At 44.8% G+C, this 19985-nt stretch carries 17 protein-coding genes; 14 read left to right on the top strand and 3 right to left on the bottom strand.

All coding sequences use genetic code 11. The features are described 5' to 3' along the window. The first annotated feature begins 716 nt into the window (after window positions 1-716). The 6 genes from trpX to E4T82_RS09470 all read left to right on the top strand — a co-directional run bounded on the left by trpX (window position 717) and on the right by E4T82_RS09470 (window position 8377). A complete protein-coding gene (trpX, locus tag E4T82_RS09495; protein WP_135182595.1) occupies window positions 717-1715 on the top strand; it encodes a tryptophan ABC transporter substrate-binding protein in 999 nt (332 codons plus the stop codon). A gap of 82 nt (window positions 1716-1797) precedes the next feature. Next, window positions 1798-2664 (top strand): ABC transporter permease, encoded by an 867-nt coding sequence (locus E4T82_RS09490; protein ID WP_135182594.1) that lies wholly within the window; start codon window positions 1798-1800, stop codon window positions 2662-2664. After that, entirely contained in the window at window positions 2661-3419 is a 759-nt protein-coding gene (locus E4T82_RS09485; protein WP_135182593.1) for an ABC transporter ATP-binding protein, read from the top strand. Before E4T82_RS09490 ends, E4T82_RS09485 begins: the two co-directional genes overlap by 4 nt. Before the next feature lie 403 nt (window positions 3420-3822). Further along, window positions 3823-5484 (top strand): ribonuclease J, encoded by a 1662-nt coding sequence (locus E4T82_RS09480; RefSeq protein WP_135182592.1) that lies wholly within the window; start codon window positions 3823-3825, stop codon window positions 5482-5484. 166 nt (window positions 5485-5650) lie between these two features. Continuing rightward, on the top strand, window positions 5651-6436 hold the full coding sequence (locus E4T82_RS09475) for an alpha/beta hydrolase (RefSeq protein ID WP_135182591.1): 786 nt from the start codon (window positions 5651-5653) through the stop codon (window positions 6434-6436). A 36-nt stretch (window positions 6437-6472) separates the two neighbouring features. Continuing rightward, window positions 6473-8377: an ABC-F family ATP-binding cassette domain-containing protein gene (locus E4T82_RS09470; protein WP_135182590.1), complete on the top strand. Its 1905-nt coding sequence runs from the start codon at window positions 6473-6475 to the stop codon at window positions 8375-8377. Window positions 8378-9264: 887 nt separating this feature from the next. Here E4T82_RS09470 and E4T82_RS09465 read toward each other — a convergent pair. Genes E4T82_RS09465 through murT form a run of 3 tightly spaced genes read right to left on the bottom strand, consistent with a single transcriptional unit; the run spans window position 9265 to window position 11671 of the window. Beyond that, window positions 9265-9531 (bottom strand): LapA family protein, encoded by a 267-nt coding sequence (locus E4T82_RS09465; RefSeq protein ID WP_135182589.1) that lies wholly within the window; start codon window positions 9529-9531, stop codon window positions 9265-9267. Between the two features lie 9 nt (window positions 9532-9540). Further along, window positions 9541-10326 (bottom strand): lipid II isoglutaminyl synthase subunit GatD, encoded by a 786-nt coding sequence (gene gatD / locus E4T82_RS09460; protein WP_135182588.1) that lies wholly within the window; start codon window positions 10324-10326, stop codon window positions 9541-9543. 1 nt (window position 10327) lies between these two features. Further along, window positions 10328-11671 (bottom strand): lipid II isoglutaminyl synthase subunit MurT, encoded by a 1344-nt coding sequence (murT, locus tag E4T82_RS09455; protein WP_135182618.1) that lies wholly within the window; start codon window positions 11669-11671, stop codon window positions 10328-10330. Between the two features lie 234 nt (window positions 11672-11905). On the opposite strand from murT, the gene cdaA reads away from it, so the two are divergent. From cdaA to E4T82_RS09415, 8 genes are all read left to right on the top strand, one after another. After that, window positions 11906-12760 (top strand): diadenylate cyclase CdaA, encoded by an 855-nt coding sequence (gene cdaA / locus E4T82_RS09450; RefSeq protein ID WP_135182587.1) that lies wholly within the window; start codon window positions 11906-11908, stop codon window positions 12758-12760. Continuing rightward, complete coding sequence (locus E4T82_RS09445; RefSeq protein ID WP_135182586.1) at window positions 12750-13469, top strand: CdaR family protein; 720 nt, start codon at window positions 12750-12752, stop codon at window positions 13467-13469. Before cdaA ends, E4T82_RS09445 begins: the two co-directional genes overlap by 11 nt. A 19-nt stretch (window positions 13470-13488) precedes the next feature. Then, complete coding sequence (glmM, locus tag E4T82_RS09440) at window positions 13489-14841, top strand: phosphoglucosamine mutase (protein WP_135182585.1); 1353 nt, start codon at window positions 13489-13491, stop codon at window positions 14839-14841. Window positions 14842-14873: 32 nt separating this feature from the next. Beyond that, complete coding sequence (locus E4T82_RS09435) at window positions 14874-15191, top strand: hypothetical protein (RefSeq protein WP_135182584.1); 318 nt, start codon at window positions 14874-14876, stop codon at window positions 15189-15191. A 199-nt stretch (window positions 15192-15390) separates the two neighbouring features. Then, on the top strand, window positions 15391-16932 hold the full coding sequence (locus tag E4T82_RS09430) for an ABC-F family ATP-binding cassette domain-containing protein (protein WP_135182583.1): 1542 nt from the start codon (window positions 15391-15393) through the stop codon (window positions 16930-16932). Between the two features lie 335 nt (window positions 16933-17267). Next, entirely contained in the window at window positions 17268-17585 is a 318-nt protein-coding gene (locus E4T82_RS09425; RefSeq protein ID WP_135182582.1) for a hypothetical protein, read from the top strand. 315 nt (window positions 17586-17900) lie between these two features. After that, window positions 17901-19298 (top strand): dipeptidase PepV, encoded by a 1398-nt coding sequence (gene pepV / locus E4T82_RS09420; RefSeq protein WP_135182581.1) that lies wholly within the window; start codon window positions 17901-17903, stop codon window positions 19296-19298. A gap of 65 nt (window positions 19299-19363) precedes the next feature. Continuing rightward, window positions 19364-19948, top strand: coding sequence for a uracil-DNA glycosylase family protein (locus E4T82_RS09415; RefSeq protein ID WP_135182580.1), 585 nt, complete (start codon window positions 19364-19366; stop codon window positions 19946-19948). Window positions 19949-19985 lie beyond the last annotated feature (37 nt).

Raw genomic sequence — 19985 nt, 5'->3', positions numbered from 1 at the left:
CTCTGTACGAAAAAGATAGGCAACTGTTTCGGCTTTAGCCGATTACAGCTGAGAATCCCTTTAGGGATAGCTTTCCTTGTGTTCATTGAACACAAGGAAAGCTCCTATTTTTCAGTCGCTTTTTTCACGCCCTCGTATCTTGTTTCGCCTCTCAATTATACCATTTTTTAAATTTTTTTCAAAAAACTATTGACAAAGCAACAGAGAAGGTCTATAATGTGTACTAATCAGAAGAAGTAATAAGCAGGATGTTTTCAGGGAGCTTGTGGGTATTGCGAACAAGTAGCGGATGTTTATGAAATGGGCTGAGGTTATGATTTGAATTCAAAACAATGAGAATTCGGTTGGCACCCCTTACCGTGCAACTCCTTGATAGAGGAGCTTGAGAGATGGAGATATTCTAGACAGTCTCCATAAGTGAGGTGGCACCGTGTCATTGACGCCCTCGCATACAGTTTTTGTATGCGGGGGCTTTTTCTATAGTGTGATAAAAGAGGCGCTATATGAGGAGGATGAAATGATGAAGAAGCGATGGCGTTGGTAGTATGTGGCAAAAATGACTTTTAGAATGATGGACGGTCTGTAAGTGATGCAACTTAGAGGACACTGGTGTTACTAGTTCTATCTTTCATAATTCCTATACTTACCAAAATATCAAAAAGGTAAATAGAGCATAAACAGATACAAATAGTTTGTAAACCAAAGGGAGATTGGATATGAAAAACAAGAATTTATTGTTAACGATTGTAGCTTTAGTAGCCGTTGTTGTTGGTGGAATTTTCCTCACTAACCAAAAGAATGACAAGAAGCCGCAGGTCGAGGGTGAGACGGTTAGGGTTGGGGTGCTTCAGTTTGTAACTCACGAAGCATTGGATGAGATTTACCGTGGAATTCAAGACGGTCTTGCAGAAGAGGGCTACAAAGGTGATAAGATTAAGATTGACTTTATGAATGCTGAGGGTGACCAAGGGAAAATTGCGACCATGAGTAAGCAATTGGTCTCAAACGGCAATCAAGTCTTGGTCGGAATCGCTACACCAGCAGCTCAAGGTCTTGCCAACGCAACCAGTGATCTGCCAGTTGTAATGGGAGCTATCACGGATCCAGTTGGTGCGAAATTAGTGAAAAGTCTTGAACAACCAGGTGCCAATGTGACAGGGGTTGCCTGCCCAGAACCGATTGCTCAACAACTTGATTTGATTAAAAAAATGATGCCAAATGCAAAAACACTCGGTGTTCTCTACTCAAGTAATGAAGACAATTCAAAATTGAATGTGGAAAGATTTACGGAGTTAGCAGAAAAAGAAGGCTATACTGTGCTTGCCTATCCTGTACCGTCTAGCAACGAGATTGCTGCAACCATGTCTGTTATGACCAGCAAGGTCGATGCTATCTGGATTCCACAAGACAATACGATTGCTTCAGCCTTTAAGACAGTAGTTGCTAGCAACAAAGAAGCAAAAGTGCCCATCTTCCCGAGTGCGGACACCATGGTCAAAGAAGGTGGTTTGGCATCTGTTGTTGTCAGTCAACACGGTCTTGGAATTTCAACAGGAAAAATGGTAGCGAAGATTTTGAAAGGTGCAAAACCTGCTGAGACCTCAGTTGATGTGGTGGATCAAGGTACACCAATCATTAACAAAAAAGTGGCAGCAGAACTAGGCATTACTATTCCAGAAGACGTCGAAAAAGCTGCTGGTGAAATTGTCGAGTAAATACAAAAAGGAGAGAAGCGAGTGAGGATGGGCTATCGCCTCAAATGGCTCGCTCTTTTCTTACAAATAATAGGAAGAAAATATGATTGTATCAACAGTATCACAAGGTCTCGTCTGGTCTATCTTGGGGCTTGGCATTTACATGACCTTTCGGATTTTGAATTTTCCAGATATGACAGCAGAGGGAAGCTTCCCCTTGGGAGGTGCGGTAGCAGTCACTCTGATTAGTAGTGGCGTCAATCCCTTTCTTGCGACCCTAGTAGCGATCCTTTCAGGTTGTGTAGCAGGCTTGGCAACGGGACTCCTTTATACCAAGGGGAAAATTCCAACGCTTCTTTCAGGAATCTTGGTCATGACCTCTTGCCACTCCATCATGCTGATGATTATGGGACGGGCCAATCTTGGGTTGTTAGGAACGAAGCAAATTCAGGATTACCTTCCCTTTAGTAGTTCGATCAATAACTTGATAGCAGGTCTTGTCTTTGTGGTCTTGGTTATTGTGGCCCTCCTCTTTTTCCTTGATACGAAACTAGGACAGGCCTATATCGCAACGGGAGACAATCCCGATATGGCACGGAGTTTTGGTATCAATACGGACAGCATGGAGCTGATGGGCTTGGTCTTATCAAACGGTGTGATTGCCTTAGCAGGGGCTCTAATTGCCCAACAGGAAGGTTATGCAGATGTTTCCCGTGGGATTGGGGTTATCGTTGTTGGTCTTGCCAGTCTGATTATCGGCGAAGTGCTCTTTAAGAGCCTGACCTTGGCAGAACGCTTGATGACCATTGTTTTAGGAGCGATTGCCTATCAATTTCTTATCTGGGCGGTAATTGCACTTGGCTTTAACACGAGCTATCTCCGCATTTATAGCGCTGTAATCTTGGCAATCTGTCTCATGATTCCAACCCTAAAAGCAAAATTCTTCAAAGGAGTGACCATTAGCAAATGACAGCAATTGTAGAATTAGAAAATGCCACCAAAGTGGTCAATAATGGCTTTGATGAAGAAAAGGTCATCTTAAATCAGGTTTCTTTGACCATTCATGAGCATGATTTTATCACGATTTTAGGGGGAAATGGGGCAGGAAAATCAACGCTTTTCAACGTGATTGCTGGAACCTTGCCCCTTACGAGCGGAACCATTCGCATCATGGGCGAAGATGTGACCGAACTCTCACCTGAAAAGCGGGCCAAGTACCTAGCCCGTGTCTTTCAAGACCCGAAAATGGGAACAGCTCCCCGAATGACGGTTGCAGAAAATCTCTTGATTGCAAAGTTCCGTGGAGAAGGGCGAGGGCTCGTGCCTCGTAAGCTAAATAGCTATAAGGAAGAATTTCAAGCGACCATTGACCAGATTGGCAACGGACTTGAGAAGCACTTGGACACACCGATTGAATTTCTTTCAGGTGGTCAACGCCAAGCCTTGAGCCTCTTGATGGCAACCTTGAAACGCCCAGAATTATTGCTCTTGGACGAGCATACAGCGGCTCTTGACCCTAAAACGAGCGTGGCTCTCATGGACTTGACAGACCGCTTTGTCACCAAAGATCAGTTGACAGCCCTTATGATTACCCACCAGATGGAAGACGCTCTCAAGTACGGCAATCGTCTTCTCGTCATGAAAGATGGACGGATTATCAAAGATTTGAATAAAGCCGAAAAAGAAGCAATGACCTTGGAAGATTACTACCATTTGTTTGAATAGACGATTATCCCCAGTTAGACGATAGACTGGGGATTTTTTGACACGACAATGCATGAAGAAAAATTACCCTGTTTTTTCTGAAAAGAGTGAGTATGTTTTGAAAAATAGAAAATACTCGTTGTTTTTCTAGAAAACGTAACTTCCCAAATTATAAAAAAGAGATTTTTTACAGTTTGGTCTCAGGAAAAAGAGTTGAACGGTGAGACATGTATAACAATTTGCGATTTTCATTGTTTTTTCAACGAGTGATTTTCTTCATGCGTTTGTCCTGATTTTTTGAGCTATATTTTGAAAAAATCGTGAAAAAAGGGTATAATGGTACAGATATGCAAGAAATTGCAAGACTGTAATTCGACTTGGAACTCCAAGGACCGTTAGTAATTATCATCAATAAGGAGTTATCATGACTGACATAAAAATTATAGCTTTGGGTGGTGTTCGTGAGAATGGGAAAAATCTCTACATCGCTGAGGTCAATGACACAATTTTCGTCTTGGATGCTGGGCTGAAATATCCAGAAAATGAACAGCTTGGTGTCGATGTGATTGTACCGAATTTTGAGTATTTGGTGGAAAATAAGAAGCGTGTAGCGGGTGTATTTTTGACCCACGGGCATGCCGATGCGATTGGGGCTTTGCCTTATCTGCTAGAAAATGTACGGGTACCTGTTTTTGGATCTCATTTGACCATTGAACTCGCTAAATTAGTCGTTAAAAATTACAATGCGACTAAGAAATTTAAAGATTTTCACGTGATCAATGCCGAAACAGAGATTGATTTTGGAACGTCTGTCGTATCTTTTTTTAAAACGACCCACTCGATTCCTGAAAGTCTAGGGGTTGTCATTAAGACAGACGAGGGAAATATTGTCTATACAGGCGATTTCAAGTTTGATCAAGCAGCCGATCCCTTCTATAAGACCGATTTTGGTCGCTTAGCTGAAATTGGAAGTGAAGGAGTGCTTGCACTTTTATCTGATTCTGCTAATGCAGACAGCAACATTCAGGTGGCCAGCATGCATGAAGAAGCTGAGGAGATTTTCAATACCATTGCGGATTGGGAAGGGCGGGTCATCGTGGCTGCGGTTGCAAGTAACATTGTTCGTATCCAGCAGATTTTTGATGCAGCTGAGGCGACGGGGCGCCGTGTCGTACTGACAGGGTATGATGTGGAAAATATCGTCCGCACTGCCATTCAATTGAAAAAATTGCGCTTGGTCAGCGAACGTTTGCTGATTAAGCCAAAAGAAATGAATAAGTTTGATGACAGTGAGCTTATTATCTTGGAAACCGGTCGTATGGGTGAGCCGTTGAATGGCTTGCGCAAAATGTCCATCGGCCGTCACCGCTATGTGGAAATCAAGGACGGAGATTTGGTCTACATTGTGACCACGCCAACCATTTCCAAAGAAGCAGTGGTGGCGCGGGTGGAAAACATGATTTACCAAGCAGGTGGTATGGTCAAATCGATCACCAAAAACTTGCGGGTATCAGGTCACGGGAATGCGCGTGATTTACAGTTGATGCTCAATATCCTACGCCCCAAGTATTTGTTCCCAGTCCAAGGCGAGTACCGCCAGCTTGATGCCCATGCACGAGCAGCGCTTGAAATCGGCCTTTACCCAGAGAATATTTTCATTGTCAAGCGTGGCGACATCATGAGTTATGAGCAGGGTGAATTTGTCCATAATGGTTCTGTTCCAGCAGGTGATGTCATGATTGACGGAAATGCTATCGGCGATGTTGGAAATATCGTTCTGCGTGACCGCAAGATTTTATCAGAAGATGGTATCTTTATCGTAGCGATTACGGTTAACCGTCGTGAAAAATGCATTATCTCAAAAGCTAAGGTCAATACGCGCGGATTTGTCTATGTCAAGAAGAGCCGTGATATTCTGCGTGAAGCGTCTGAATTGGTCAATACAACGGTAGAAAACTACTTTACCAAGGATAGTTTTGACTGGGCAGAGCTCAAGTCGTCTGTCCGTGATGAACTCGCAAAATACCTCTTTGACCAAACTAAGAGACGGCCAGCTATTCTGCCAGTCATTATGGAGGTAAAATAATATAGCTTTCCAGTTTGAATGGATTATATCGTTAACGCATCTTGCCTAGCACTAAATCAAAACGGAAAGGCTAGTGGCTAGTTAAAAGTATGCAAGAATAACAAGAAAAAAGGTGGCAGCTGCTTGAATAGGGCAGCACCTTTTTCTATTGAAAAGGAGAAAAAAGATGGCCCTCATGAATATTACCTATTATTCTCAAGTAATGGATTTGGACTTGTCCGTGCAAGTCTTATACCCTGATAAGGGGCGGGTGGACAATCCCGATGATACAGATATACCTGTCTTGTATCTGCTTCACGGCATGGGTGGACGAGATACGACCTGGTTACGCTTGACGTCTTTAGAACGCCTCGTGAGAAAGACCAATCTCATCGTGGTCATGCCAGATACCCACAATGGCTGGTATGTCAATACCCAGTATGGCTATCCTTATTTTGATGCGCTAGCAATTGAAATGCCAGATGTGTTGAAGCGATTTTTCCCCAATATGACAGACAAACGGGAGAAAACCTTTATTGCAGGGCTGTCTATGGGTGGCTATGGAGCAATGCGTTTGGCTCTAGCAACCAACCGTTTTTCTCATGTCGCTAGCCTATCAGGAGCTTTGAGCTTTAAGGATTTTGACCCAGGAAAAGAAAATTTGGGGAGTCCGGCCTATTGGACAGGGATCTTCGGTGAGATGACAGACTGGGAAAGTCCAACAAATCCCCATTCTCTCATCAATCTGGCTAAAAAAGCAGACAAAATGACCAAGATGTATATCTGGTGTGGTGAGCAGGACTTTCTCTTGCCTGCGAATAACTTTGTAGCTCAATCCTTTAAGGAGTTAGGCTATGAGGTTGACTATCAGACTGCGCCTGGTCGACATGAGTGGTACTACTGGGACAAGCAGTTAGAGGAGGTATTGTCTTTTCTACCGATTGACTTCCAGCTAGAAGAACGCTTGTCTTAATCACGGGCAAGACAGAAGATGTGATACAATAAGGTTATGATTATATTACAAGGAAATAAGATTGAGCGCTCCTTTGCTGGTGAGGTGCTCTTTGAAAATATCAATTTGCAGGTGGGCGAACGGGATCGGATTGCCCTTGTCGGGAAAAATGGTGCGGGGAAGTCGACTTTGCTGAAAATTTTAGTAGGCGAAGAATCTCCGACCAGCGGAGAGATCAATCGCAAGAAAGATTTATCCCTCTCCTATCTGGCGCAAAATAGCCGGTTTGAATCCGAAAATACCATTTATGAGGAAATGCTGCAAGTCTTTGATGGGCTTCGCCAGACAGAACAAGACTTGCGGGATATGGAAATGCAAATGGGGGAAGTGACAGGGCTTGAGCTGGACCAGTTGATTCAGACCTATGACCGCCTATCAGAAGAATTTCGCCTAGCGGGTGGCTTCACCTATGAAGCCGATATTCGTGCTATTTTAAATGGCTTCCAGTTTGACGATTCTATGTGGCAGATGAAGATTTCGGCCCTCTCAGGAGGACAAAATACCCGCTTGGCCTTGGCGAAAATGCTCCTTGAAAAACCAGAATTGCTAGTCCTTGACGAGCCGACCAACCACCTAGATATTGAGACTATTGCTTGGTTGGAAAACTACTTGGTTCATTACAAGGGAGCGCTCATCATTGTCAGCCATGACCGCTATTTCTTGGATAAGGTAGCAACTGTGACCTTGGACTTAACAGCGACGTCCTTGGACCGCTACGTGGGCAATTATTCGACTTTTGTCGAGTTAAAAGAGCAGAAGTTGCTGACTGAGTGGCAAAACTATGAAAAGCAGCAAAAAGAAATTACCAAGCTAGAAGACTTTGTCCAGAAGAATATCGTTCGAGCATCCACCACTAAGCGGGCGCAAGCAAGGCGCAAGCAACTGGAGAAAATGGAGCGCTTGGATAAGCCGACCTTGGGACAAAAATCTGCTAATATGACCTTTCATTCGGACAAGATCTCGGGCAATATTGTTCTGACAGTCGAGCAAGCGGCGGTGGGTTATGATGGTGAGACTCTCTCAGAGCCGATTAGCATTGACCAGCGCAAGCTCGATGCCATTGCGATCGTCGGACCAAATGGAATCGGAAAGACAACCTTGCTCAAATCCATCATCGGTCAGCTACCATTTATCAAGGGGGAAGCCAAATTTGGTGTCAATGTGGAAGTCGGCTATTACGACCAGACACAGTCAGCCCTCACTCCGTCCAATTCTGTTTTGGAAGAGTTATGGTCTGCGTTTCCGACAACCCCTGAAGTGGATATCCGCAATCGTCTGGGTGCCTTTCTCTTCTCAGGTGATGATGTCAAAAAATCTATCGCCATGCTCTCTGGTGGGGAAAAAGCGCGGGTCTTGTTAGCGAAATTGTCCATGGAAAACAATAATTTTCTCATTCTGGATGAGCCAACCAACCATTTGGACATCGATAGCAAGGAAGTCTTGGAAAATGCCCTGATTGAGTATGACGGCACCCTGCTCTTTGTCAGCCACGACCGCTATTTTATCAATCGAGTTGCAACCAAAGTCCTCGAATTATCGGAGATAGGTAGTACCCTTTACTTGGGAGATTACGATTACTATCTGGAGAAAAAAGCAGAGCAGTCAGCAAGACGAGAAGAGCGAGCAGAGGTAGTGGACACGACCACTCCGAGAGGTGCTAGCGATTACCAAGCACAAAAAGAAACCCAAAAAGAGCAGCGCAAAATGCTACGCCGTATTGAAGAAATCGAAACGACAATTGATGAAATGGAACATCGCTTAGCCCAACTTCAAGGAGCCATGCTTGAGACCAATGATGTGGGCGAATTGACCGATCTCCAACAGGAAATCGACACCCTATCATACCAGCAAGAAGAACTCATGCAAGAATGGGAAAACCTAACGGAGAAACTGGAAATGTAAGATATGAGGGCGTTAAAAGCACAAAGTGCACTCAAGAGTATCCGTATCTGTAAAACGAGCAAGCTCGTAACAGCTACAGAAATATAGGAAATCTGACGAGTGAAAAGCTCCAGTGGAGGTTTTCAGCCCAATCTCTAAAGGTAGCCACAGCTGTAACTCGCTAAAGCGAGAACAGCTACCTATCTTTTTCACACAGTGCTTAGCCCGAATTCAATTGCATAAGATACGAGAGCAGTGAACTTGCTACGCAAGTTTTCATCAACTATACACCACATATACACTGTATATTTGGTGCGTGAAAAACTCAAAGCGAAAATAGGAGATTGCTGCCGTGTTCAACGAACACAAGGCAAGCTATCCCTAAAGGGATTCTCAGCTGTAATCGGCTAAAGCCGAAACAGTTGCCTATCTTTTTCGCACAGAGTTTAGGGCGTGTTCAATTAAGTGAGATACAGGGTGTTAAAAAAGCGACTGTACCACAAGGGTATCTAATCCGTTCAGCGAACGGAGTTCGCAGCGGCTACGGCAAATGGGCAGTTGAACAAAAGTTGCGAATCACTTCGTAGCGAGCCCCTAGCTACCGACAACCCCTAACTATCGTTCAAGCAATTTGCGATAGTTTTTTTATCTCCAAATCCGTAAGCAAACACCTCCGTAAACTGCCAACAAAGAAACCACCCGTTTATTTACGAGTGGTTTTGATGTTCGTTGAGGACTGGCACATAGTGGATTGAGAAAGGAATAGGACAAGGGAAGGGAGCTGTAGATAGAATTTGACGTTCATCAAAGCGACTTAACGATGTCCTAACCTTTATTCAATTCACTATACTTACTCGGTGAGCAACTGTTTCTGTCGTTTCCTGCTCAATTTCTGACTGGATTTGTTTTCAACTTGCTTCGAAATCTTGTGTTTGCTTCTTTAATTCTTTTTGGGCTTGTTTCAACTCGGATTTGATTGCCCAATGTTTGCTTGTACCAATGAGACTGGCGATAACAGCACCGAGTAAGACAGAGACTAGAATCAAAATAATCAGGGGCAATTTGAAATAACCGAAGAGATAGCTGACTTTCACAGTTGCCATATTGGCAAGTGCTAAGCATGAAATTAGCAAAATCAACAGCAGGACAGCGATATAGCGTAGTTTTGTTTTCATGGCATTCTCCTATTCTTCAAAGCGAGCCTTGCTTTTGACATCACCGTATTCTTCAGGCGTTTCAAGTGAAAGAATATCCTGATAGGAAGGAAGGACAAGGTCTTGACCATATTTTTTGCGTAAGGCTGTTGTAACAAGGCGGTAGGCAAGATTGGCATTGCGGGAGAGGATTGGCCCATGGAAGTAGCTGGCAAAGGTATTTTTATAGTGCATCCCCTCGCCACCGTCCTCGTTATTGTTGCCGTGTCCGTAGATGGTTTTGCCAAGTGGCTTTTGATTATTCGCTAGAAAAGTTCGTCCTTGATGATTTTCAAAGCCGTAGTAGGTCTCATTAAACTCTTCGTTGTGAATTTTAATATCACCAATGAAGCGGTTGTTGGCCTGATTGAGCGTATAGTGGCCGAGAATGCCTAGACCGTCAATCTTGCGTCCGCCTACTTCAATATAGTATTGACCCAGCAGTTGGAAGCCGCCACAGATGGCAAGCATAACGCCATCATTTTCAATAAAGGCTGAGAGAGTTTCTTTTTTAGTCGGCAAGTCTTTTGCAAGAATGGACTGTTCAAAGTCCTGCCCACCACCGAAAAAGGCAATGTCATAGAAATCCTTATCAAATGAATCTTCCAAGGATACGATGTCTACCTGAACCCCCGCTCCTAGCTTTTCAGCAACGTATTTGAGCATGAGGACATTGCCATTGTCTCCGTAGGTATTCATCAAATCCCCGTAGAGGTGAGCAATGTGGATCTGATAAGTGTAGTCCTTAGCGGGACTTAAAAGTGATGTATAGACCATCTTATTTCATCTCCCTTCCAACGATTTGGCGCTGTGCAAGAATCTCGCGGAGTTCCAGCATGGCAGTATAGGTCGCAAGAATATAGGTATGCTTGGTCTCATGCGCTGCAATCAACTCCAAAATCTTTTCAATGGACGGATCTTGCGTCATATCTTGAGGAGAAGCCCCAGCCACCCGCAGTCTGCGGGCGATTTCAGAAGCACGAACCCCGCCTGCAAAGACATGTGGAATCTGCATCTGGTTTATTTGTTCAAAGTCCGCATCCCAGATCCAGCTGGTATCGATACCGTCTGCGTAGTTGGCGTTGAGCAGGACAGCTAGGTTAAATTTGTAAGGTGCCAATTGAATCATTTTTAGCGCCTGTGTAGCACCGACTGGATTTTTGATCAAGACCAAGGTGCAGTCCTTATCTCCTACTGTAAAGGTTTCTTGACGACCAAAGACGGCCTTGCTCTTGTCAAATCCAGCCTTGATGATATCTGGTGATACGTCTAGAAATTCAGCAACGCTGACTGCTGCAAGGGCATTGTAGATATTGTAGAGTCCGCCGATGTTAATCTTGTATTCCTGTCCGTCAATAACAAAACTTGAAGATACATGGGTAATCTCTTTGAGTTCGGTGAGCTTGTAGTCCAACTCGGGACGAGCAAATCCGCAAGAAAGACAGATATAGCTGCCCAGATTTGCATAAGTGTTCATCTTGTATTGCAAAATGTGGTGGCAGTGAGGGCAGAGAACCCCCTCTGTATTATAGTGAGCAAGCTCTGGCGCATGCTCTTCTGTCGCAAATCCATAGTAGCGGATAGGGTTAACCAATTTTGTCGAATGAAAGAGCGGACTGTCACCATTTGCAAGAACGGTCGCTGTCGGAGCTTTCGCAGCACCATCTACAATCATCTGATAGGTCGTGTAAATCTCACCGTAGCGGTCCATCTGGTCGCGGAAAATATTGGTAAAGACGATGAGGCTCGGCTTGATAAATGCAGTGACTTTGGCAAGGCTGGCTTCGTCGATTTCTAGCACAGCAATCTTTTTGCCATTCTTGTTTTTCTTAGCAGACAAAAAGGTTGCGGTAATCCCTGTCAGCATATTGGCTCCGCTGGTATTGGTCGTCACCGCTCCAAAGGCTTCTTCTAAAATGCCCACCGTTAAGGCAGTCGTCAGCGTCTTGCCATTGGTCCCCGTAATCACGACAATCTCATAGTCTTTTGCGAGGCTATCTAAAATCTGTTTGTCAAATTGAAGGGCGATTTTTCCTGGCAAGGTGGTTCCGCGGCCCAAGCGACTGAGAATGGCCTGAGATGCTTTTCCTGCAAGAAGCCCTAAAGCTGTATTTAGTTTTATCATAGGCTTATTTTATCATAAAGCCATCGCTTTTTCTAGGACAGAAAGCCGAACTCCATTAAAAATCTCGTGATAGACAGCGTGAGCATTTTGAAAGGACATTTTTGGGAAAGTCTGCTGACGGTGAGGAAGTATGCTCAAATGAAAGAGTGGATTTTTAGGGGTCTTTTAAGAAAAATTACCTAAAAGTATGGTATAATGTGAGCAGTAAGAATTAGAAAGTATGTGAAACAGATGCTCAATTATAGTCAATTATTTGATGTTAATTACTGGTCCAGTTTGTCGGTGAGTCCTTGGACTGCTTTGATGCACTTAGTTGATATTACACTGGTTAGTTATCTAATCTATCGTTTTAGTAAGGCCTTGGCAGGCACCAAAATTATGACCTTGGTTCGTGGGGTTTTTCTCTTTTTGTTTTTCCAAATTTTGGCTAGCTTATTGGGATTACAGACCATTTCCTGGTTGATGAATCAGGTCATCACCTACGGAGTTATTGCAGGAGTAGTGATTTTTGCGCCTGAGATTCGGACCAGCCTCGAAAAACTTGGTCGGACAACGCAGTTATTTGCACGGGTGGAATTGAGCGCAGAAGAAGCCCTTATCCAAGCCTTTATCAAGGCAGCAGCCTATATGGCTCCCCGGAAAATCGGAGCCTTAGTCGCAGTCGAACGGACCCAGACCTTGCGCGAATATTGCTCAACTGGTATTCCACTTGACGCCGATATTTCAAGTGAGTTGTTGATTAACATTTTTATTCCCAATACACCGCTTCATGATGGTGCGGTGATTATTCAAGAAGATAAGATTGCGGTATCGTGTGCTTATTTCCCGCTGACAGAAAGTGCGGGGATTTCAAAAGAATTTGGAACCAGACACCGAGCAGCGATTGGTCTAGCAGAAGTGTCTGATGCCTTTGTCTTTATCGTTTCAGAAGAAACAGGTAGTATCTCTGTTGCCTACAATGGACTGTTCAAGCATGGTCTTAGCCTAGATGAATTTGAAAGCGAGTTGCGGAGCGTATTTACTCCTGATGACGTGAGAAAGAGAAGTTGGTTAGAACGCCTAGGAGGTAGCAAACATGCACGATAAACTCAAAAAAGTAGGGCATTTACTTCTTTCAGCCTTTATTGCCCTTGTCCTCTTCTTTTATGCCACAACGACCAATTATAAAAATTCGATTACAACAGCCAATACAACGAAGAAGGTCACTGAATCAGAAAACTATACGCATACGATTACCAGCGTACCGATTGACATCAAGTATGATAAAGAAAACTACTTCATCTCAGGTTTTTCGCCTACGACAACCGTCTCCCTAACCGCTTCCAATCGAGTGATTTTACAAAGGGAAACAGATGAAGCGACGCGGACCTTTGAAGTGACAGCAGATTTAAGTGGAGTGGAAAAAGGCACGCATATGGTTGAGCTCGTTGTGTCCAACCTCCCAACGGGGGTCAAGGCTAAATTGGTTCCTGATGCCATCACCGTGAAGATTGGTAAGAAAGTGAGCAAGAGTTACAGCGTTCAAGGTGTCATTGCCAATAGTCAATTAGCAGACGGCTACAGCTTAGGAAAAGTCACAGTAAATGTTTCATCGGTCAAAGTTACAACAGATGAAGACACCCTGTCTCGTATCGATCGTGTGGAGGCCATAGTACCTGATGCGAGTAATTTAGATGACGATTATAGCGGAGAAGCAACCTTGCAAGCAGTGGATAATCAAGGAAATGTCTTGCCAGTTGTCCTATCACAGGACGGAGCGACCTTGCAAGCGACGATTACCAAGACAAAAAAATAAGAAAGAGAGTTAGGAAATAATGGGAAAATATTTTGGAACAGATGGTGTTCGTGGTGAAGCAAATATTGAGTTGACACCAGAACTGGCCTTTAAATTAGGACGTTTTGGGGGCTATGTCCTCAGTCAGCACGAGACAGAAACACCGCGCGTATTTGTCGGACGTGATACACGGATTTCAGGTCAAATGTTAGAAGCTGCCTTGGTTGCAGGTCTTCTTTCTGCGGGGATTCATGTTTACAAGCTGGGTGTGATTGCTACTCCTGGGGTGGCCTATCTGGTTCGGACAGAAAAAGCAAGTGCAGGTGTCATGATTTCAGCCAGCCATAATTCTGCCCAAGATAACGGGATTAAATTCTTTGCGAGCGATGGCTTTAAACTAGACGATGCTCTTGAAGCAGAGATTGAAGCCCTTCTGGATGCCGAAGAAGATACCTTGCCACGTCCATCTGCTCAAGGTCTGGGAGATGTGGTTGATTATCCAGAGGGCTTGCGCAAATACCAACAATTCCTCGTGTCAACAGGCTTTGATTTGGAGGGAATGAAGGTAGCACTCGATACAGCAAACGGTGCAGCCAGTACCTCAGCCCGTCCTGTATTTGCGGATTTAGGAGCAACATTAGCTGTTATGGCAGAAAAGCCAAATGGCTTGAATATCAATGAAGGTGTCGGCTCGACTCATCCCGAAGCCTTGCAAGCCTTGGTGAGGGAGACCAACAGTCAGATTGGGCTTGCCTTTGACGGTGACAGCGATCGCTTGATTGCAGTCGATGAAAAGGGCGAATTGGTCGATGGCGACCGTATTATGTACATCATCGGTAAGTACCTTGCTGACCGCGGACTATTGGCACAAAATACCATTGTGACCACCGTCATGTCCAATCTTGGTTTTCACAAGGCCTTGGAACGTGAAGGCATCGACAAAGCCGTTACAGCTGTTGGCGACCGCTATGTGGTGGAAGAAATGCGCAAATCAGGCTACAATGTCGGTGGGGAACAATCTGGTCACGTCATTCTTATGGACTACAATACGACAGGTGACGGGCAGTTGACCGCTGTCCAACTGACTAAAATCATGAAAGAAACAGACAAAACCTTATCTGAATTAGCTAGCGAAGTGACCATCTATCCCCAAAAACTAGTCAATATTCGTGTGGAAAACAGTATGAAGGATAAGGCAATGGAGGTTGAGGCAATCGCAGCCATTATTGCGCAAATGGAGACAGAAATGGCAGGAAATGGTCGCATTCTCGTCCGTCCAAGTGGAACAGAGCCACTCTTACGCGTCATGGCAGAAGCACCAACGGATGCAGAGGTGGACTACTATGTGGACGCCATTGCGGATGTTGTACGAGCTGAGATTGGATTGGAGTAAAGAATGTTATTTTTAGCATTCATAGAAAAGAGTTGAATAGTAAGCTCCGTAAGGAATTAAAACAAGGGCTGCTTGATGAGGGAACCGTTCGTGAAATTGCAGAAAGCCTCTTTCAAGAACTGGAAAAGGACCGGCAGACAGAGGACTTACGGACCAAGCGTTTAAAAATAGGAATCCCGATTTTATTGGGGTTGCTCCTCTTGATGCAACTTGCTTCAGCCCTAAAAACGGGCAGTGCTTCACCAATGACTCTCCTACTTGTGGGGGCTTTATTTGTCGGAATTTTGCATGCCTTCCGCTGGCTTCAAACGGGTTACTTGATACTCAAAGAAAATCAAAAAGCAAACTAGGAAGCCAGCCGAAGGCTGTACTGGCGTACGGCAAGGCGACGCTGACGAAGTTTGAATTTGATTTTCAAAGAGTATGAGGGAATTTATCACAGTAACCCGTCAACATTACCCAGAGATTTCTGCTGAGTATGCGGATAAATTTTTCACAAAAAATTAAATGAACGAGGGTGGGGAACCACCCTTTCTTATGAGGAATGAAATGAGTATTTTAGAAGTAAAAAATTTAAGCCACGGCTTTGGAGACCGTGCCATTTTTGAAAATGTATCCTTTCGCCTCCTAAAAGGGGAGCATATCGGTCTAGTTGGGGCAAATGGTGAGGGAAAATCCACCTTCATGTCCATTGTGACAGGGCAAATGCTCCCCGATGAGGGGAAAGTTGAGTGGTCCCGCTATGTGACAGCAGGCTACCTCGACCAGCATGCCAAGCTGGAAAAAGGGCAATCTGTCCGTGATGTCTTGCGGACAGCCTTCGATGAGCTTTTTAAGACCGAGGAGCGGATTAACGAGATTTACATGTCCATGGCGGATGAGGGAGCGGATATAGATGTCCTCATGGAAGAAGTAGGTGAGCTTCAAGATCGTCTGGAAAGTCGTGATTTTTATACCTTGGATGCCAAGATTGACGAGGTAGCCCGTGCTTTGGGTGTCATGGAGTTTGGCATGGATAGTGATGTGACGGAGCTGTCGGGTGGTCAGCGAACCAAGATTTTACTCGCCAAGCTCCTGCTTGAAAAGCCTGACATCTTGCTTCTTGACGAGCCGACCAACTATCTGGATGCCGAGCATATCGAGTGGCTCAAGCGCTATCTGCAGAACTATGAAAATGCCTTTGTTCTCATTTCCCACGATATTCCCTTCTTGAATGAGGTGATCAACATCGTCTACCATGTGGAAAATCAGCAATTAACCCGCTATACAGGCGACTATTACCAATTCCAAGAAGTCCATGCCATGAAGCGTGCTCAGTTGGAAGCGGCCTATGAGCGCCAGCAAAAGGAGATCGCAGACCTCCAAGACTTTGTCAACCGCAACAAGGCTCGGGTCGCAACCCGCAATATGGCCATGTCCCGCCAGAAAAAGCTGGATAAAATGGACATCATCGAACTACAGGCTGAAAAACCAAAGCCCTCCTTTGACTTTAAAATGGCGCGGACACCGAGTCGCTTTATCTTCCAGACCAAGGACTTGGAAATCGGCTATGACCGTGTCCTCAATCGCAAGCCCCTGAATCTCACCTTTGAACGCAATAAGAAAATTGCCATTATCGGAGCCAACGGAATTGGGAAGTCAACCCTGCTAAAAAGCCTGCTAGGGCTGATTCCGTCCCTAGGGGGGCAAGTCGAGCAGGGAGAGTATCTGGAAATTGGCTATTTCGAGCAGGAAGTAGCAGGTGGTAATCGAAAGACCCCGCTTGAAGCGGTCTGGGATGCCTTTCCTGCCCTAAATCAAGCAGAAATCCGTGCAGCCCTAGCACGCTGTGGGCTGACCTCCAAGCACATCGAAAGCCAGATTCAGGTCTTGTCAGGAGGGGAGCAGGCCAAGGTACGCTTCTGCCTTTTGATGAATCGAGAGAACAATGTCTTGATTTTAGACGAGCCAACCAACCACTTAGATGTCGATGCCAAGGACGAATTGAAGCGTGCCCTTCAAGCCTACAAAGGCTCCATTCTCATGGTCTGCCACGAGCCTGATTTCTACCAAGGCTGGGTGGACGATATCTGGGATTTTAATGACATGTAAGCAGTTGTCGTGAGCTACCATATATCAGTCGAAAAAGGTTAGGAAGATGATCATCGTATCACCTTTCTAACCTTTTTGAAATGGGGAGGATTTGGTGTTTAACGAGTGTAAAAGTGAGGTATCTTCTATCTATGGTAAATTGAATAAGGTAAAGGTTAGGATATCGTTCAGTCGCTTTGATGAACGCCAGTTCTATCTGTAGCTCCTTTCCTTATCCTATTCCTTTCTCAATTTCGCATGATAACGAACGGAGTGAGTTGGAAAAAAACATATAAACTATTGCAGGGGGATAAATCATAGAACGTTCTGTACCCTAAATAGAGGAGGTAGCTGTGATGTCGGAAAAACCCACGAACCATCATAAAAAGAACCTGTTGACTAGAATAGATCAGTTTCTCGTTGCCCTCCTATTTCTGATCATTCCTGTTACAGGATTGGTCTTGGAATCCCTGAATATTCATATTATCGGCTTTGAAATGGTCGGTGCCTTGTATCTTCTGGCAGTAGCAGTCTCTTGCTTAGTCAAGCAGTGGAAGCTGGTCGTGCTGGCAACGATTGGAAGTATGGTGATATGGGCTATTACGATAGGGCTTTCGGAAGTGCTGTGGTACTACGCAAAGGAATGGTTCAACATTGATATTTCATATAGATAGTCTGGTCTGTGCTGTATAGTAGGGAGTTTAAGAGCTAGGGAGTGTCCTCCTGCCTCCTACTTGTGTGTCTGTAGTTGGCAATGTCCAATAGCAGGGATATGAAAAAGTCCAACCTCTATTCGGGTTTTAGGACTTTTTTGCTATTGTGGGGAAACATCTCCTCAAAAATCTTTTGTGTGATTGAATAGGTTATAGTAATAGAGAGGGCAATAATCTTGCTTCCGCCTCTTTCCTGCTTTTTCGTTGCCAAATGTATGAAATCTCTTTCATTTTGTGATAGAATAGTATCAATTCATACTTGAAAAGGAGAATCAGATGACGATTGATTTTAAAGCAGAAGTAGAAAAACGCCGAGAGGATTTGCTGGCTGACTTGTTCAGCTTGCTTGAAATCAACTCAGAGCGTGATGATAGCTTGGCAGATGCGGAGCATCCATTTGGCCCTGGTCCTGTCAAGGCTTTGCACAAATTCTTAGAAATTGCAGAGCGTGACGGCTATCCAACTAAGAATGTCGACAACTATGCAGGTCACTTTGAATACGGTGACGGTGATGAAGTGCTGGGAATTTTCGCCCACATGGATGTGGTGCCAGCAGGAAGTGGTTGGGACACAGACCCTTACACTCCGACCATTAAAGACGGTAAACTCTATGCGCGTGGTTCAAGTGACGACAAGGGACCAACCGTGGCTTGTTACTACGGTCTCAAGATTATCAAGGAATTGGGCTTGCCGATTTCCAAGAAAGTCCGTTTTGTTGTCGGAACAGATGAAGAATCTGGCTGGGCAGACATGGACTATTACTTCGAACATAGCGGTGTCAAAGATCCTGATTTCAGCTTCTCACCAGACGCTGAATTCCCGATTATCAATGGTGAGAAAGGAAATATCACCGAGTATCTCCACTTTGCTGGGGAAAATAGTGGTTCTGCTCGCCTTCATCGCTTTACAGGTGGCTTGCGGGAAAATATGGTGCCAGAATCTGCAACTGCTCTTGTATCGGGAGCCTTGCCAGATCTTGCAGATAAACTAGCAGCCTTTGTAGCAGAATACCAAGTGACCTTTGAATTAGCAGAAGAAGCTGGAAAATCCAAGGTGACCATTATCGGAAAATCAGCCCACGGAGCCTCTCCGCAGTCTGGTATCAATGGTGCGACCTATCTTGCTCGTTTCTTGAACCAGTTTGACTTTGCAGGACCAGCCAAGGATTACCTTGCCATTGCAGGCGATATCTTGTTTGAAGACCATAAAGGGGAAGCACTGGGTGTGGCTCACGCCGATGAGAAAATGGGAGCCTTGTCAATGAATGCTGGTGTTTTCCGCTTTGATGAAACCGCAACAGATAACACCATTGCTCTCAACTTCCGTTATCCAAAAGGGACAAGCCCAGAAGCGATTCAAACTGTCTTGAAGAAGTTGCCTGTGGTAGATGTTACCTTGTCAGAACAGGGACACACACCGCACTACGTACCAATGGAAGATCCTTTAGTAGCGACCTTGTTGGATGTCTATGAGCGTCAGACAGGCTTGAGAGGGCATGAACAAGTCATCGGTGGTGGAACCTTTGGACGACTTTTGAAACGAGGTGTTGCCTATGGTGCCATGTTCCCGGGCTATACAGACACCATGCACCAAGCCAATGAATTTGCGGATGTGGAAGATCTGATGCGGGCGGCAGCCATTTATGCTGAAGCGATTTACGAGTTGGTGAAATAAGTCCTTATAGAAAAAGTATGTAGGAGCTGGCCTAGAGGTTCAGTTCCTTTTGCAAAGGAGGAGTGATGACAAGTCTAGCGACTATCCGAGCAGCTATCATGGCAGACCCTGCCAACCGCACTTATACAGAACAAGGGCTACAACCTCTATTTCAAGCGGATTGCAGGGCGAAAATCTTGATTGTCGGTCAGGCTCCGGGGGTAAAGGCTCAAGAGCGTCAACAGTTATTTGCAGACCCAAGTGGTGATAACTTGCGGGCATGGTTGGGTGTTGATACAGAGACTTTTTACGATGCCAATCAACTAGCGATTTTGCCCATGGATTTTTACTATCCAGGAAAAGGAAAATCAAGTGACTTACCTCCGAGAAAGGGATTTGCACAAAGATGGCATTCACAGCTATTAGCCAATCTGCCCCGGTTGGAATTGACCTTGCTGATTGGGCAGTATGCACAGGAATATTATTTAAAAGACAGGCGAAAACGGACCTTGACCGAGACAGTTCAAGCCTATGAGGAGTATCTACCGCAGTATTTGCCCCTTGTCCATCCTTCTCCGCGCAACAATATCTGGCAGGCGAAAAATCCTTGGTTTCGGACCAATTTAGTGCTGAAATTGCAAGAAAAAGTGAGTCAAATCTTAGATAAATAAGGAAAACATGGTATAATAGTCAAAAGGAGGTCGTCCT

Source organism: Streptococcus cuniculi, assembly GCF_004570575.1.
Lineage (GTDB): Bacteria > Bacillota > Bacilli > Lactobacillales > Streptococcaceae > Streptococcus > Streptococcus cuniculi_A.
This window is presented reverse-complemented; position numbering and strand designations above follow the sequence as displayed.